The sequence below is a fragment of the Piscinibacter sp. XHJ-5 genome, assembly GCF_029855045.1.
Taxonomy (GTDB): domain Bacteria; phylum Pseudomonadota; class Gammaproteobacteria; order Burkholderiales; family Burkholderiaceae_C; genus Albitalea.
Window position 1 is genome coordinate 5718672 of record NZ_CP123228.1, and the last position, 14392, is coordinate 5733063.

Here is a 14392-nt window from a genome sequence, read left to right on the forward strand (position 1 = left end):
CTTCGATTGTGGCCGAAGCGGCCTCAATCGCCTGCATCAGGTGACCAGGCGCTCCTTGATGATCACCGAGCCGTTCTCCTGCGTCTCGACCATGCCGCGCTCTTCCAGGTCTTTCATCACGCGGCTGACCATCTCGCGCGAGGCGCCGACCACCTTGGCCAGGTCCTGGCGCGAAACCTTGTTGCGGATGATCTTGATGTCGCCGTCGTTCTCGGCCATGTCGAGCAGCGTGCGTGCGACGCGTCCATAGACGTCGAGCAGAGCGAGCGATTCGATCTGGCGGTCGGCGTTGCGCAGGCGCTGCACCAGCCCTCGGAGGATGGCGTACGAGAGACTCGAGTTCTCGGGCAGGCAACGTGCGAATTCGGCACGGCCGAGGATCAGCATGTCGGTTTGCACCTCGGCGCGCACCGTGGCGGAGTGCGGCTCGTTGTCGATGAGACTCATCTCGCCCACGTAGTCTCCCGGCTGCAGCACCGCGAGGATGACCTCTCGGCCACGCGAGTCGGCGGTTAGCACGCGGGCCCGGCCAGTGAGCAGGATGAACAGCGCATTCGACTTCCGTCCGTGCTCGACGATGATCTCGCCCCTTCGGAAGCGCCGCTTGACGACGCTGTCGGCGATGCCCTGTGCCTGGTCGTTGGTGAGCATCGAAAACAAAGGCACACGGCGAATCAGATCGAGATTCGAAAGCATTGCCATACGAGGAGCTCCAGTCAGTCTTTATTGGGATTGCAGGGCGTGACCCAGGCAAATTTCACGTTTCCTACAATTTCGCTATTGTCACCATTGCCGGCGTTGACGCCAGCGCGAGAGAACCCCATGTCAGACTCGCGCCTCACTGATTTGCTTCCAACGGTTTCCATCCGCCCATGACGACCCCCACCACTCACGCGAAGGTCCTGATCCTCGGTTCGGGCCCGGCCGGCTACACCGCGGCGATCTACGCGGCGCGCGCCAATCTCAAGCCGATGCTCGTCACCGGCATCGCCCAGGGCGGCCAGCTGATGACCACCACCGATGTCGACAATTGGCCCGCCGATGTCGAAGGCGTGATGGGTCCCGATCTGATGGACCGCTTCCTCAAGCACGCGGAGCGCTTCAACACGCAGATCGTGTTCGATCACATCAACCACGTCGACCTCGGTCAGCGGCCCTTCACGCTCAAGGGCGACGCCGGCCAGTACACCTGCGACGCGCTGATCATCGCCACCGGGGCATCGGCGAAGTACATCGGATTGCCGTCGGAAGAGGCGTTCATGGGCCGCGGCGTCAGTGGCTGCGCCACGTGCGACGGCTTCTTCTATCGCGAACAGGATGTCTGCGTCGTCGGGGGCGGCAACACTGCGGTGGAGGAGGCGCTGTACCTGTCGAACATCGCCAGCAAGGTCCACCTCATCCATCGCCGCGACAAGTTTCGCGCCGAGCCCATCCTGGTCGACAAGCTGATGGAGAAGGTCAAGGCGGGCAAGATGCACCTGCACCTGTGGCACACACTCGACGAAGTGCTGGGCGACCAGAGCGGCGTGACCGGCGTGCGCATTCGCAGCACGCAGGGCGCCGGCACGCAGGACATCGCCCTGAAGGGCTGCTTCATCGCCATCGGCCACCAACCCAACACCGACATCTTCAAGGGCCAGCTCGAGATGAAGGACGGCTACATCGTCACCCGAAGCGGGCTCGACGGCTTCGCGACGATGACCAGCGTGCCGGGCGTGTTCGCCGCCGGCGATGTGCAAGACCACGTGTACCGCCAGGCGATCACAAGCGCCGGCACCGGCTGCATGGCCGCCCTGGACGCCCAGCGCTTCCTGGAGCAGTGATCCCGGGGGCGGTGGACCCACCCCGAAATCTGGCTATAATCGCGGTCTTTGCCGGATTGCTCCTGGGCAGCTTTGCCCCAGCCACACGCACCGGCGCTTTGGCAATCAGATTCACCGGAGAAGCGTCATGGCACGCGTCTGTCAAGTCACGGGCAAGCGCCCGATGGTGGGGAACAACGTCTCCCGCGCAAACAACAAAACGAAGCGCCGCTTCCTGCCCAACCTGCAGTACCGCCGCTTCTGGCTCGAAACCGAGAACCGCTGGGTGCGCCTTCGCATCAGCAACGCAGCGTTGCGCCTGATCGACAAGGTCGGCATCGACCAGGTCGTCGCCGATCTGCGTGCCAAGGGCGCGCTGTAAACCCTAGGAGCAGATCATGGCAAAAGGTGGACGCGAAAAGATCAAGCTGGAATCCAGCGCCGGCACCGGTCACTTCTACACGACCGACAAGAACAAGAAGACCACGCCGGAAAAGCTGGAGATGATGAAGTTCGACCCGAAGGCTCGAAAGCACGTGATGTACAAGGAAACCAAGCTGAAGTAATTCGGCCTGGTTTCGAGAAGGCCCGCCCGACCTTTCGTCCGGCGGGTTTTTTTGCGCCCGCCGTTCTCGCAAAGCAAAAGGCCCGCAGTGGCGGGCCTTTAGTGGGTGGGGCGAAACGCTCAGGCGTGCGCGGCGCGCAGCTTCAGCGCGAAGTCCTGCAGGGCAGCGATACCGCTCTCCTCGGCCTTCTTGCACCAGGCCTGCAGGTCGGCCACGAGTTGCTCGGCCGACACGTTGGTGCGCGTCCAGAGCAGGCGCAGCTCTTCGCGCATGGCGACCAGCTTGGCGAGCGCGGCGTTCTGCGCGCAGACGTTCTCCACGTGCTTCTTCACGTCCTGCGGGATCTTGTCCTCGTCGCGGTGCAGCCAGCGCTTGGCCAGGTGCATTTCCTTCCACTTCGCGGTGTTCTGCGCACCTTCGGCCTTGAGACGAGCCAGCTCGGCACCGCAGGCCTGCTTGAGGTGCTTGGCGTACTTGGCCATCACCTCGTAGCGATTGGCGATCACGGCTTCAAGCGTCTGCGAGTCGGCCACCGGCTTGATGCTGCCGAGCTTGAGCATCGGCGGCGTCTTGCGCACCTTGGCCCAGCCCAACATCTCGAGGCCGCGGATGTACGCCCAGCCGATGTCGAACTCGTACGGCTTGACCGACAGCTTGGCCGAGGTGGGATAGGTGTGATGGTTGTTGTGCAGCTCTTCGCCGCCGATGATGAGACCCCACGGCGACACGTTGCGTGAGGCATCGGGGGCTTCGAAGTTGCGATAGCCCCACCAGTGCCCGATGCCGTTGATGATGCCGGCCGCGGTGATCGGGATCCACAGCATCTGCACGGCCCATACGGCCAGGCCGATGGCGCCGAAAAGCATCACGTCGATGATCAGCGCGATGCCCACGCCTTGCCAGGTGTAGCGGCTGTACAGGTTGCGCTCGATCCAGTCGTCAGGGGTGCCGTGGCCGAACTTGCTCAGCGTCTCCTGGTTCTTCGCCTCGGTGCGATACAGCTCGCTGCCCTCGAGCAGGACCTTCTTGATGCCGTAAGTCTGCGGGCTGTGCGGATCGTCGACCGTTTCGCACTTGGCGTGATGCTTGCGGTGGATGGCGACCCACTCCTTGGTCACCATGCCGGTGGTCAGCCATAGCCACAGGCGGAAGAAGTGGGAAGGAATCGGGCCGAGATCCAGCGCCCGGTGCGCCTGGGCGCGGTGCAGGAAGATGGTGACCGAAGCGATCGTGAAGTGGGTGGTGACCAGCGTGAACAGCAGAACCTGCCACCACGACGCATCCACCAGGCCATAGGCCAGCCAATTGATCAGGCCGTCCCAAACCGACATCAAACCGTTCATTAATTTGCCTTCTGGCCGTCACACGGCGAATAGCGGATTGTAAGTGACACCCCTGTGAAATGCCCCTCGGAAACTACGGTGTTCCGGGTGGGAAATTCACCGGATTTGTGGTGGATCAGGAAAAGTTCAACGGCGTTCCCACACTGCGGCGAAGAATCCGTCGGTACCGTGACGGTGCGGCCACAAACGCAGGAATTCCTCACGAACCAAGGCATTCGGCGTGCCCACATGCGCCTTGGCCAGCGCGTCGGCGGCGGGCAGCGGCACGAACTCACGGGCGTGCTCGGCGGAAAAAGCGCGGGCGATCGCCTCGTCCTCGTCCTCGAGCAGGCTGCAGGTCGCGTACACGAGGCGTCCACCCGGCTTCACCAGGCGGCAGGCGCTGGCCAGAATGGCCGTCTGCTTCTCGCGCAATTCGGCCACGGCCTGGGGCGACTGGCGCCATTTCATGTCGGGGTTGCGGCGCAGGGTGCCCAGCCCGGAGCACGGCGCGTCGACCAGTACACGATCGATCTTGCCTGCCAGCCGCTTGATTCGCTCGTCGCGTTCGTGGGCGATCTGCACCGGGTACACGTTCGACAGCCCGCTGCGAGCCAGCCGCGGCTTGAGCGCCGCCAGCCGGTGGCCCGAGGTGTCGAAGGCGTACAGGCGCCCCGTGTTGCGCATCGCCGCGCCCAGGGCCAACGTCTTGCCGCCGGCGCCAGCGCAGAAGTCGACGACCATCTCCCCGCGCTTCGCGTCGGTCAGCAGGGCCAGAAGCTGGCTGCCTTCGTCCTGCACCTCCACGTCGCCTTTGGTAAAGACATCGAGCTTGTTCAGCGCGGGCTTGCCTTCGATGCGCAGTCCCCAGGGTGAATACGGCGTGGGCGTCGCGTCGATACGGGCGTCGGCAAGCGCCGCCTGGACGGCTTCGCGCTTGGACTTCATCGTGTTGACGCGCAGGTCGAGCGCCGCCGGGGCGTTGAGACTGTCCACCAGCGGCCAGAACTCTTCGCCCAGCTGCGCGTGCAGCGGCTCGGCCAGCCATTCCGGCAGGTTGTGACGCAGCTTCTCCGGCAGCGCCTCGCGATCGACTGCCTGCACCTTCTGCAGCCACTGCTGCTCCGCCTCGCTCAAAGCGGCGCGCAGGAAGCCCTCGTTGCCTTGCCAGCCCAGGATGGCCAGCCGGCGCTCCATCTCGCCCTTGCCCGACTGGGCGAGGTGCTGGAACAGCGCACGGTGGCGCAGCACGTGGTAGACCGTTTCGGCCAGCGTGTGCCTTTCGCGTGAGCCCAGCAGGCGGTGCTGGCGAAAGAAGTTCGAGACGACGCCGTCGGCCGGCGCGTCGAAGCGCATCACCTGGTGCAGCAGGTCGGTGGCGAGCTCCAGCAGCGCGTTGGGATGCATGGCCGCTCAGGTCAGCAGCTGCGACTCGCCGCCGATGTGCGTGACGACGCCGTTCTCCTCGCGCAGCAGGCCTTGGACGATCCACTGCACCGCCCGCGGGTACATCTGGTGCTCGCGCGACAGCACGCGCGCCGACAGCGTCGCCTCGGTGTCGCCGGGCAGCACCGGCACGATGGCCTGGGCGACGATCGGGCCGTTGTCGAGGTCCTCGGTCACGTAGTGCACGGTCGCGCCGGCCACCTTGCAGCCCGTCTCGATCGCGCGCCGGTGCGTGTCCAGCCCGGTGAATGCCGGCAGCAGGGAAGGATGGATGTTCACGATGCGGCGGTGAAAGCGCTGGATGAACGCCGGCGTCAACAACCGCATGAAGCCTGCCAGCACGATGAGATCCGGGGCGAAGCGGTCGATCGTCGCGGCCAGCTCCGCATCGAAGGCGTCGCGCGTGGGGTAGGCCTTGTGATCTACCACTGCAGTCGCGATGCCGCGCTCGTTGGCGAACGCGAGCCCGGCCGCTTGAGGACGGTTGCTCACGACCGCCGCGACTCGCGCATCCCAGCTTTCGGTCGTGCAGGCGCGCACGATGGCTTCCATGTTGGAGCCACGGCCGGAGATGAGGATCACGATGTTCTTCATGGCGGGCGAAAGTGTAGCGGCCACCTACAATTCGACCCTTCACCTGCGAGCCCACGATGAACCAGCGAGTCCTCTCAGGCATGCGCCCCACCGGCGCATTGCACCTCGGCCACTACCACGGCGCCCTGAAGAACTGGGTGCGTCTGCAGGCCGATTACGAGTGCTTCTATTTCGTGGCCGACTGGCACGCGCTGACCACCCACTACGAAGAGCGCGACACCATCGAGAAGTCCGTCTACGACATGGTCGTCGACTGGCTGGCCGCGGGCCTCGACCCTGAGAAGTCCACCATCTTCATCCAGAGCCGGCTGCCCGAGCACGCCGAGCTCTTCACGCTGCTTGCCATGGGAACGCCGCTCGGCTGGCTGGAGCGCGTGCCGACCTACAAGGACCAGATCGAAAAGCTGAAGGACCGCGACCTCGCGACCTACGGTTTCCTGGGCTATCCGCTGCTGCAGGCCGCCGACATCCTCATCTACAAGGCTGCCTACGTGCCGGTGGGCGAGGACCAGGCCTCGCACGTCGAGCTCACGCGCGAGGTGGCCCGCCGCTTCAACCACCTGTACGGCCGCATGCCCGGCTTCGAGGCAAAGGTCGCGGCGGCGCTCGCCAAGCTGCCCAAGGACGACGCCCGCTACCTCGAGAAGCAGCGCCGTGACTACCAGCAAGCCGGCAAGGCGGAAGCGCTCGCCAAGGGCGAGGCGATGGTGCAAAAGGCCGCGTCAAGCGCGCCCGGGTGGACGCCGGACGACAGCGAGCTTCTGCTCGGCCACCTCAAGGGCACCGGCAAGACAGTCCTCACCGAGCCGGCCGCGCTGCACACCGAGGTCACCAAGCTGCCGGGCCTCGACGGCACCAAGATGAGCAAGAGCTACGGCAACGCCATCGCCATGCGCGAAGAGCCGGCCGAGGTCGAGCGCAAGATCCGCCGCATGCCCACCGATCCGGCGCGGGTGCATCGCACCGACAAGGGCAACCCGGAGCGCTGCCCGGTGTGGCAGTTCCATCAGGTGTTCACTGACGAGCCGACTCGCCAGTGGGCGTGGCAGGGCTGCACCACCGCCGGCATCGGCTGCCTGGATTGCAAGCAGCCGGTGATCGACGCGATCAAGAAGCAGCAGGAGCCGTGGCGCGAGCGTGCCGAGGCTTACCTGAGCAACCCGAAGCAGGTGCACTGGATCGTCGAGGTCGGCACCGAGCGGGCCCGCACGGTGGCGCGCGAGACCATGCGCGACGTGCGCGAGGCGATGGGGCTGGTGTACTGACCCTACGCGGCCTTGCGCGTCGGGGTGCGATGGGCCTTCTTGATGGCGTCCACTTCGTCGTTCACCCGCCGGCACTGCGGACCCGAGAACGAGGCCTCGATCGCGTCGAGGAAGACGCGCGTGCGCGCCGGCATCAGCCGGCGTCCCGGAAAAACCGCCCACGCCGACGCAGCCGGCAAGGTCCACTCGTCGAGCACCGGCATCAGCTCGCCACTGCGCACATAAGGCATCGCGAAATGGTCGTTCACCGTCGCGATGCCGGCTCCCGCCCGCGCGAGGCGGCCCAGCAGTTCGGGTGAATTGACGGTCGCGCGGCCGGGCGGGATGCCTTCCCAGCGCTCGTCGCCTCGATGCAACTGCCACGGCAGCGGGTCGCCGTTGCGCTGGAGCAGGCGCAGGGCATCGTGCTCCATCAGGGCTTCGGGCTCCGTCGGCATGCCTCGCCGCTTCAGGTAGCCCGGCGATGCATACAGGCCCACCGACATGGTCGCGAACTTGCGGGCGGTGAGCGACGAATCGTCGGCCAGCTCGCCCATGCGAAGTGCCAGGTCGAAGTTCTCGCCGATCAGGTCGACGCGCCGCGGGGTGAGATCGAGCTCCAGCGAGATGGCCGGATGCCGCTCGATAAAGTCGGCCAGCATCTGGCTCAGCACGACATTGGCGAAATCCGCGGGCATCGAAATGCGCAGCCGACCGCTGGGCTCGATCTGCCGATGCTGGGCGAGCGACGCCGCCGCCTCCACTTCGGCTGCCACTTGGCGCGCATGGTCGAGCACGCTGTGGCCGAAGTCGGTCACGGTGAGCTTGCGCGTCGTGCGCAGCAGAAGACGCTCGCCGAGCTGCGACTCGAGCGTGGCAATACGCCGCGACACCGTCGATTTGGGCAGGCCGACGCGGGCGGCGGCACGGCTGAAGCTGCCTTCGTCGGCGACGCGCGCGAACAGCATCAGGTCATTGGGCTCCAGGTTCATGGCGGCGCCTCCACTGTCTCACAGACGGAACAATGTAATCCGTTTGATCGTCTTCCGGACTGATATCGGGACAACTAGATTTGTCTGGTCAGCCCACCACATCACCCGAGGACCCCATGAACATCCTGCAACTCAACTCCAGCGCCCGCGCCGAGAACTCGCAATCCAGCCGCCTGGCGACCTCCATCGTCGAGCGCGTGCGCGCCGCCCATCCCGACGCCACCCTGACCGTGCGCGATTTGTCGCGCACGCCGCATCCGGCGCTCGACGAGGCCGCGCTGGGCGCCCTGTTCACGCCGGCCGGCCAGCGCACTCCCGAGCAGCAGGCTCGCGTCGCGCTCGACGATGCGCTGATCGCCGAACTGATGGCCGCCGACGTCATCGTGCTGGGCGTACCGATGTACAACTTCGGCGTCCCCGTGCAGTTGAAGCACTGGATCGACGCCGTCGCCCGCGCCGGCGTGACCTTCCGCTACACCGACACCGGCCCGGTTGGCCTGGTGCAGGGCAAGAAGGTCTATGTCGCGCTGACCCGCGGCGGGCTGTACCGAAACACGCCGGCCGACTCGCAGACGCCGTATCTCAAGACCTTCCTGGCCTTCATCGGCATGACCGACGTGCAGTTCATTTTCGCCGAAGGCCTGGCGATGGGTCCGGAAGCGGAGCAGAAGGCGCTCGCCTCGGCGCAGTCACAGATCGAAGAGGCTCTGCCGGCCTGAGCTTGTCGAAGGAGCCTGATCCTCGCACCACGTTCGATCCAAAATTACCAAGGAGCACTGACATGACCACCACCACTCTCGACCTGACCCCGGAAACGGTTGCCCGGCCGCGCGCGGTCGAGCGGCTGGTGGCCGGCACGCCCACCTCCGACGGCGCCGGCGTCAAGCTCACCCGCGTGCTGACGCAGACGCTGCAGCGCCGGCTGGATCCGTACCTGATGCTTGACGCCTTCGGCACCGACCGGCCGGAGGACTACATCGGTGGCTTTCCTGATCATCCGCACCGCGGCTTCGAGACGATCACCTACATGATTGCCGGCCGCATGCGTCACCGCGACAGCGCCGGTCATGAAGGGCTGCTGCAGAACGGGGGCGTGCAGTGGATGACCGCCGGCCGCGGCGTGATCCACTCCGAACTGCCCGAGCAGGAGGAAGGCCGGATGGAGGGCTTCCAGCTCTGGCTCAACCTCGCGGCGGGCGACAAGATGCAGGCGCCGTGGTATCGCGACATCCAGGCCACGGAGATCCCGCAGTTCGTCACGCCCGACGGCGTGACCGCGAGCGTCATTGCCGGCGCCAGCCATGGCGTGGCCGGCGCGGTTCAGCGCGCGACCACCCAGCCGCTGTACCTCGACCTGCATTTCGATGCCGGGTCGCACTTCGCCCAGGCGCTGCCGGACCTGCACAACGCTTTCGTCTACGTGTACCGCGGCGAGCTGCGCGTCGGGGACACGCCGGTGCCGGCGCAGCGCATGGCGATCCTGCGAAACGAGGGCGACGGCCTCGTGCTCCATGCGGATGCACCGGCGCGCGCCCTGCTGATCGCCGGTCGACCGCTCAACGAGCCGATCGTGCAGTACGGCCCGTTCGTGATGAACAGCAAGGACGAGATCTTCCAGGCGGTGCAGGACTTCCAGGCGGGACGTTTCGCCGCGACTTGACACATCCTCGGGGCGAAGCGAAGGGCGCTATCCTTGGCGCCCTTTTCCCTTCGCATGGCCGGCATCCACATCACCGACATCGAGTCCGCCATCAACTGGTGGCGCGACCGGCATCCCTCGCCTGACGGCATCACGGCGTGCGCCGAGGTGCGCGCGCTTGCCGAGGTGTACGCGCTGATGGTGTATTACCACGAGAGCATCTGCGACGAGGAGTCCATGCCCGCCAAGGCGCGCGATGCGTGGCTCGCCTGGTACGCCACCACACCCGACGCGCCATGCATCGCGATCTGCTCCACCAGCCAGGGCGACAACGTTTGCAAGGGCTGCGGTCGCACCTTCGATGAAGTGCAGCATTGGCCCGTGATGACGCCGGCCGAGAAGCGCGCCACCTGGCGCCGCATCACGATGGAGGGCACCGCCTGGCGCTTCAACCGCTATGCCGAGCGGGCGCGCGAAGCCACCGGCGTCGACCACCCGCCCCCCGAAAGCCTGGAGAAACACCCGGCGGAGCGCACGGCTTGAGCGCAGTCGTCCCCCTCGCGGCGCGGCCCGGTCTGCTGCGCGATGCCCGACGCATCGCCGCGCTCGCCTGGCCGCTGTTCTTCGGACAGCTCGCGGTATTGGCCTTCAGCACCGTCGACACCGTGATGACGGCGCGCCATTCCGCCGTCGACCTGGCGGCCCTGGCCGTCGGCGGCGCTGTCTACATCTCGGTGTTCGTCGGCTTCATGGGTGTGGTGCTGGCGGTCGGTCCGATCGCCGGGCAGCTGTTCGGCGCGGGCAAGCTGATCGACGCCGGCCGCCAGCTGCACCAGGCGATGTGGCTGGCGCTCGGCCTGTCGGTGCTGGGCTGTTCGCTGCTGCTGTTTCCGCAACCGTTCCTCGTGCTGTCGCATGCCGAAGGCCAGGTGGCCGACAAGGTGCGCGACTACCTCTTCGCGCTGGCCTTCGCGCTGCCGTCGGCTCTGCTGTTCACCGCCTTCCGGGGCTTCAACACTGCCGTCTCGCGGCCCAAGATCGTCATGGCGCTGCAGTTCGGCGCGCTGCTGCTGAAAGTGCCGCTGAACGCGCTGCTCGTCTTCGGCTTCGAGGCCCGTGCGATCAGCATCCCGGCCTTCGGCGCCGCCGGCTGCGGCATCGCCACCGCGATCGTCATGGGGGTGCAGTTGGTGGCCGCATGGACGCTGCTGCGCCGCGATCCGCTGTACCGGCGCTTCGGCCTGCACGAGCGGCACATCAGCCCGCCCGACCGCGCCAGCCTCGCCGGCCTGCTGCGGCTCGGCATCCCGATGGGTCTGTCGATCGGCATCGAGGTCACCGGCTTCACGTTCATGGCGTTCTTCATCGCACGCCTGGGCGCGACGCCGGTCGCCGGCCACCAGATCGCGGTCAACATCGTCTCGGTGCTGTTCATGATGCCGCTAGCACTGGCCAACGCGACGAGCACGCTGGTCGCGCAGCGCTTGGGCGCGGAGGACTGGCGCGACGCGCGACGCATCGGCTGGCACGGTTTGCAGCTGGCGGTCGCGATCGCCGCAGCGATGGGCGCAGCCGTGTACCTGACGCGCGAGGGCCTGATGCGCGCGTACACCCACGACACGGTGATCATCGCGGCCGCGATGCCGCTGCTCGCCTGGGTGATGCTCTTTCACATCGCCGATGCGGCGCAGACCGTCGCGTCGTTCACCCTGCGCGCCTACAAGATCGCCACCGTGCCGGTCATCATCTATGCCTCGGCCATCTGGGGCGTGGGGCTCGGCGGCGGCTACCTGGTCGCCTTCGACGTGGCCGGGCTCACGCCCGACTGGCTGCTCGGCGCGCCCGGCTTCTGGGCGGCGTCGACCGCGGGCCTGACGGTCGCAGCGGTGGCGCTGGTCGGTTTTCTGACCTGGACGCTGAAGGCGCTGAAGCACGCCTGATCACTAGACCAGGCTGAAGGTGATGCCCGCTTCGCGCAGTGCGCCCACGGCCTCCAGCCCCAATCCGCTGGCCGGCGTGACGATGCCGTAGTGCGAGGTGTGACCCAGTGTGCCGCGGGCCAATCCGACCGCCGCGGTCACCGCCATCTCGGGCGTCGAGCGGTAGCCCGGATGGCCTTGCGCCTCCATGCGCGCGCGCAGCTTCCGCCCGCTGGCCGACAACGCGAAGATGTCGAACGCATAGCCGGTGTTGACCAGCGCCTCGTCGCTCGGACCCTGGCCGGACTTCGGCGCGATCCAGTCGACCAGCTTTCGCAGTGGCTGCCGCTCGAACTTGAGCGGTCCGGCCAGCGCTGCGCTCAGGTTGGCCAGAGGTGCAGCCAGCGAGGCAGCGGCAGCCCACTGCAGCGGCAAGGTCGATGCATCGGGCAGGAAGGACACGCTGGGCACCAGGCTCTTCATGTTCATCGCCTCGCTGTAGCGGAAGTCGCCGGTGAACCAGCCCGACCCCGCCATCAGCGCCTGCGAGCGCAGCACGATGGGCGGATTGACGAAGGGCGCCGGAATGGTCGGTGCGGTGACGGCCTGCACGTCGTCGTCGTAGTGCGGGACGAAGCGGTAGGCGTTGCGCTGTGCCGTCTCGGTGGCGGTGAGCGCATCGGCGGGCAGCAGGCAAGCGGGGTTCTTCACGCAGTCGGTGGTGTCGTATTCGAGCAGGCTGCGCAGCGACGCGACCGTGCCGCCACTCACGGCATCGGCGATGCTGGTGATGCGCTTGCCGGTGAAGCTGACGATGATCTTCACTTCGCGGCAGGGCTCGCCGAAGCGCTCGTGCACCTGCTGGGCGATCCACGCGGTGCCCAGGTCGAACGGCATGGCCTCGTAGCCGCACGAAGCGATGACCTTCACCTGCGCCGCCTTCGCCGCGCGGTGATGTCGCGCGATGAGCTGCTGCACCCAGAAGGTCTCGCCGGTGAGATCGAGGTGGTGCGTGTTGTTGGCGATGCAGGCCTGGACCACGCTCTCGCCGTTCAGCGCATACGGCCCGGCGAGGTTGAGCACCACGGTGGCCTGCGCCGCCATCGCGTGCAGGGACTCGACATTGTTGGCATCGGCGACCACCACGCCCGGCTGCTCGCTCATCGCGGGCACCTGCTCGGCGACCATGGACTTGAGCTTGTCGCCGTGACGTCCCGCCACTGCCCAGCGCAGGGGCTGGGTCGCCGCCCGGTGCACCATCGCCTGCACCGCCTGGCGTCCGGTGTAGCCGGTGGCGCCGAACACGATCACGTCAAAGGGCTTGTCGGCCATGGCGCCTCACCTCCGGTTGTCGCGGGCGCCCTAGCTTATCCCCAACCGCTTGCGCGAAGCGGCCGGCACCCTCACGCACTGTCGACGGCCCGCAGTCGGGGCTGGGACCGCATGTCGTCCGGCATCTCGAAGTCATAGCGCGCAGCGCCGCGCATCTCCTGCACCGGCAGCGGAAAGCCTCGGCGCCCGCTGTAGTCGCGCACCGGATGCAGCGCCCTGTGATGCCGCTGCCGCGAGCGCACCGCCATGCGCAGCGCGACGACGCCGGCGATCGCGGCGAGCCCGATGCCCATCCACAGCAAGCCCTGGGTGCGCCGCGTATTGGATCCGAATCCGTGCATGTCCATCGCGGGCTCCTCAGGGCTTCATGACGACCTTGACGCAGCCGTCTTCCTTGTCGCGAAACGTCTTGTACATCTGCGGCCCCTGCTCGAGCTTGACGCTGTGCGTGACGACGAACGAGGGGTCGATCTGCCCTTCGATGATCCGCCGCAGGAGATCGTCGGCCCAGCGGTTGACGTGCGTCTGGCCGGTGCGCACCGTCAGGCCCTTGTTCATCAGCGCCCCGAACGGGATCTTGTCGACCACGCCGCCGTACACGCCAGGCACCGACAGCACCCCGCACGGACGGCAGGCGTAGATCATTTCGCGCAGCACGTGCGGCCGATCCGTCTCGAGCATCACCGCCTGCTTGGCGCGGTCATAGGCCGAATCGATGGAGCGGGTGGCATGCGCCTCCATGCCCACGGCGTCTATGCATTTTTCGGGACCCTTGCCGCGCGTGAGCTGCTTCAGGCGCTCGAGCACGCTCTCCTCGTCGAAGTTGATGGCCGTGGCCCCGCCGGCCTTGGCCATCGAAAGCCGTTCCGGGACGTTGTCGATGACGATCACCTGCGCGGCGCCGAGCAGCACGGCGCTGCGCACGCAGAACTGGCCGACCGGGCCGGCACCCCATATCGCCACGGTATCGGTGGGCTGGATGTCGCACTGCACGACCGCCTGCCAGCCGGTCGGAAAGATGTCACCGAGGAACAGCGCTTGCTCATCGGTCAGCTCTTCAGGAATCTTGACAGGGGCGACGTCAGCGAAGGGAACTCGCACGTATTCGGCCTGCCCCCCGGCATAGCCGCCCGACAGATGCGTGTAGCCGAACAAGCCTGCGGTCGTGTGCCCGAAGGCCTTCTGCGCGAGGTCCTTGTTGCGATTGGTCGTTTCGCACACCGACCAGTTGCCGCGCCGGCATTGCTCGCACTCGCCGCAGCAGATGGTGAACGGCACCACGACCCGGTCACCAACGCGCAGCTTCTTGTTGCCCGCGCCGACTTCCATCACCTCGCCCATGAACTCGTGGCCGACGATGTCGCCGGACTTCATGCCGGGCATGGCGCCGTCGAAGAGGTGCAGGTCGGAGCCGCAGATGGCGCAGCTGGTCACCCTGATCACCGCATCACGCGGGTCCTCGATCTTCGGGTCCGGCACCGTGTCGTAACGAATGTCTTTCTTGCCGTGCCAGCAAAGGGCTTTCATGCGCAGCTC

The 14392-nt window shown here is 66.7% G+C and carries 16 protein-coding genes; 8 read left to right on the forward strand and 8 right to left on the reverse strand.

The window, feature by feature from the left end; all coding sequences use genetic code 11:
- Positions 1-36: 36 nt before the first annotated feature.
- The gene (locus P7V53_RS27030; protein ID WP_280152581.1) at positions 37-702 is read right to left on the reverse strand and encodes a Crp/Fnr family transcriptional regulator; all 666 of its coding nucleotides are present in this window, start codon (positions 700-702) and stop codon (positions 37-39) included.
- Positions 703-872: 170 nt separating this feature from the next.
- Between P7V53_RS27030 and trxB the strand changes: the two genes are divergently transcribed.
- The 3 genes from trxB to rpmG all read left to right on the forward strand — a co-directional run bounded on the left by trxB (position 873) and on the right by rpmG (position 2368).
- On the forward strand, positions 873-1823 hold the full coding sequence (gene trxB / locus P7V53_RS27035) for a thioredoxin-disulfide reductase (RefSeq protein WP_280152582.1): 951 nt from the start codon (positions 873-875) through the stop codon (positions 1821-1823).
- Positions 1824-1950: 127 nt separating this feature from the next.
- A complete protein-coding gene (gene rpmB / locus P7V53_RS27040; RefSeq protein ID WP_280152583.1) occupies positions 1951-2184 on the forward strand; it encodes a 50S ribosomal protein L28 in 234 nt (77 codons plus the stop codon).
- A gap of 16 nt (positions 2185-2200) precedes the next feature.
- Positions 2201-2368, forward strand: coding sequence for a 50S ribosomal protein L33 (gene rpmG / locus P7V53_RS27045; RefSeq protein ID WP_280152584.1), 168 nt, complete (start codon positions 2201-2203; stop codon positions 2366-2368).
- A gap of 119 nt (positions 2369-2487) precedes the next feature.
- Here rpmG and P7V53_RS27050 read toward each other — a convergent pair whose 3' ends face one another.
- The 3 genes from P7V53_RS27050 to purN all read right to left on the reverse strand — a co-directional run bounded on the left by P7V53_RS27050 (position 2488) and on the right by purN (position 5730).
- Complete coding sequence (locus P7V53_RS27050; protein ID WP_280152585.1) at positions 2488-3711, reverse strand: fatty acid desaturase; 1224 nt, start codon at positions 3709-3711, stop codon at positions 2488-2490.
- Positions 3712-3837: 126 nt separating this feature from the next.
- Positions 3838-5097, reverse strand: a complete 1260-nt coding sequence (locus P7V53_RS27055) for an RsmB/NOP family class I SAM-dependent RNA methyltransferase (protein WP_280152586.1) — start codon at positions 5095-5097, stop codon at positions 3838-3840.
- Between the two features lie 6 nt (positions 5098-5103).
- Entirely contained in the window at positions 5104-5730 is a 627-nt protein-coding gene (purN, locus tag P7V53_RS27060) for a phosphoribosylglycinamide formyltransferase (RefSeq protein WP_280152587.1), read from the reverse strand.
- A 56-nt stretch (positions 5731-5786) separates the two neighbouring features.
- Here purN and P7V53_RS27065 point away from each other — a divergent pair, with 56 nt between their 5' ends.
- Positions 5787-6995, forward strand: coding sequence for a tryptophan--tRNA ligase (locus P7V53_RS27065; protein WP_280152588.1), 1209 nt, complete (start codon positions 5787-5789; stop codon positions 6993-6995).
- Positions 6996-6997: 2 nt separating this feature from the next.
- Here P7V53_RS27065 and P7V53_RS27070 read toward each other — a convergent pair whose 3' ends face one another.
- Entirely contained in the window at positions 6998-7966 is a 969-nt protein-coding gene (locus P7V53_RS27070; RefSeq protein ID WP_280152589.1) for a LysR family transcriptional regulator, read from the reverse strand.
- Positions 7967-8082: 116 nt separating this feature from the next.
- Here P7V53_RS27070 and P7V53_RS27075 point away from each other — a divergent pair, with 116 nt between their 5' ends.
- The 4 genes from P7V53_RS27075 (at position 8083) to P7V53_RS27090 (ending at position 11545) form a co-directional block, all read left to right on the forward strand.
- Positions 8083-8685, forward strand: coding sequence for an FMN-dependent NADH-azoreductase (locus P7V53_RS27075; RefSeq protein WP_280152590.1), 603 nt, complete (start codon positions 8083-8085; stop codon positions 8683-8685).
- A 62-nt stretch (positions 8686-8747) separates the two neighbouring features.
- A complete protein-coding gene (locus tag P7V53_RS27080; RefSeq protein WP_280152591.1) occupies positions 8748-9626 on the forward strand; it encodes a pirin family protein in 879 nt (292 codons plus the stop codon).
- A 54-nt stretch (positions 9627-9680) separates the two neighbouring features.
- Complete coding sequence (locus P7V53_RS27085; protein WP_280152592.1) at positions 9681-10148, forward strand: DUF3717 domain-containing protein; 468 nt, start codon at positions 9681-9683, stop codon at positions 10146-10148.
- Positions 10145-11545, forward strand: a complete 1401-nt coding sequence (locus P7V53_RS27090) for an MATE family efflux transporter (RefSeq protein ID WP_280152593.1) — start codon at positions 10145-10147, stop codon at positions 11543-11545. The genes P7V53_RS27085 and P7V53_RS27090 overlap by 4 nt, the downstream gene beginning before the upstream one ends.
- A gap of 3 nt (positions 11546-11548) precedes the next feature.
- Here P7V53_RS27090 and P7V53_RS27095 read toward each other — a convergent pair whose 3' ends face one another.
- The 3 genes from P7V53_RS27095 to P7V53_RS27105 form a co-directional block, all read right to left on the reverse strand.
- Positions 11549-12856: a saccharopine dehydrogenase NADP-binding domain-containing protein gene (locus P7V53_RS27095; protein WP_280152594.1), complete on the reverse strand. Its 1308-nt coding sequence runs from the start codon at positions 12854-12856 to the stop codon at positions 11549-11551.
- Between the two features lie 71 nt (positions 12857-12927).
- Positions 12928-13203, reverse strand: coding sequence for a hypothetical protein (locus P7V53_RS27100; RefSeq protein ID WP_280152595.1), 276 nt, complete (start codon positions 13201-13203; stop codon positions 12928-12930).
- 10 nt (positions 13204-13213) lie between these two features.
- Positions 13214-14383, reverse strand: coding sequence for a zinc-dependent alcohol dehydrogenase (locus tag P7V53_RS27105; RefSeq protein ID WP_280152596.1), 1170 nt, complete (start codon positions 14381-14383; stop codon positions 13214-13216).
- Positions 14384-14392: the final 9 nt, after the last annotated feature.

Coding starts and splice junctions, on each gene's coding strand:
- P7V53_RS27030 (WP_280152581.1), bottom strand. CDS start 702: ATGGCAATGCTTTCGAATCTCGATCTGATTCGCCGTGTGCCTTTGTTT.
- trxB (WP_280152582.1), top strand. CDS start 873: ATGACGACCCCCACCACTCACGCGAAGGTCCTGATCCTCGGTTCGGGC.
- rpmB (WP_280152583.1), top strand. CDS start 1,951: ATGGCACGCGTCTGTCAAGTCACGGGCAAGCGCCCGATGGTGGGGAAC.
- rpmG (WP_280152584.1), top strand. CDS start 2,201: ATGGCAAAAGGTGGACGCGAAAAGATCAAGCTGGAATCCAGCGCCGGC.
- P7V53_RS27050 (WP_280152585.1), bottom strand. CDS start 3,711: ATGAACGGTTTGATGTCGGTTTGGGACGGCCTGATCAATTGGCTGGCC.
- P7V53_RS27055 (WP_280152586.1), bottom strand. CDS start 5,097: ATGCATCCCAACGCGCTGCTGGAGCTCGCCACCGACCTGCTGCACCAG.
- purN (WP_280152587.1), bottom strand. CDS start 5,730: ATGAAGAACATCGTGATCCTCATCTCCGGCCGTGGCTCCAACATGGAA.
- P7V53_RS27065 (WP_280152588.1), top strand. CDS start 5,787: ATGAACCAGCGAGTCCTCTCAGGCATGCGCCCCACCGGCGCATTGCAC.
- P7V53_RS27070 (WP_280152589.1), bottom strand. CDS start 7,966: ATGAACCTGGAGCCCAATGACCTGATGCTGTTCGCGCGCGTCGCCGAC.
- P7V53_RS27075 (WP_280152590.1), top strand. CDS start 8,083: ATGAACATCCTGCAACTCAACTCCAGCGCCCGCGCCGAGAACTCGCAA.
- P7V53_RS27080 (WP_280152591.1), top strand. CDS start 8,748: ATGACCACCACCACTCTCGACCTGACCCCGGAAACGGTTGCCCGGCCG.
- P7V53_RS27085 (WP_280152592.1), top strand. CDS start 9,681: ATGGCCGGCATCCACATCACCGACATCGAGTCCGCCATCAACTGGTGG.
- P7V53_RS27095 (WP_280152594.1), bottom strand. CDS start 12,856: ATGGCCGACAAGCCCTTTGACGTGATCGTGTTCGGCGCCACCGGCTAC.
- P7V53_RS27100 (WP_280152595.1), bottom strand. CDS start 13,203: ATGGACATGCACGGATTCGGATCCAATACGCGGCGCACCCAGGGCTTG.
- P7V53_RS27105 (WP_280152596.1), bottom strand. CDS start 14,383: ATGAAAGCCCTTTGCTGGCACGGCAAGAAAGACATTCGTTACGACACG.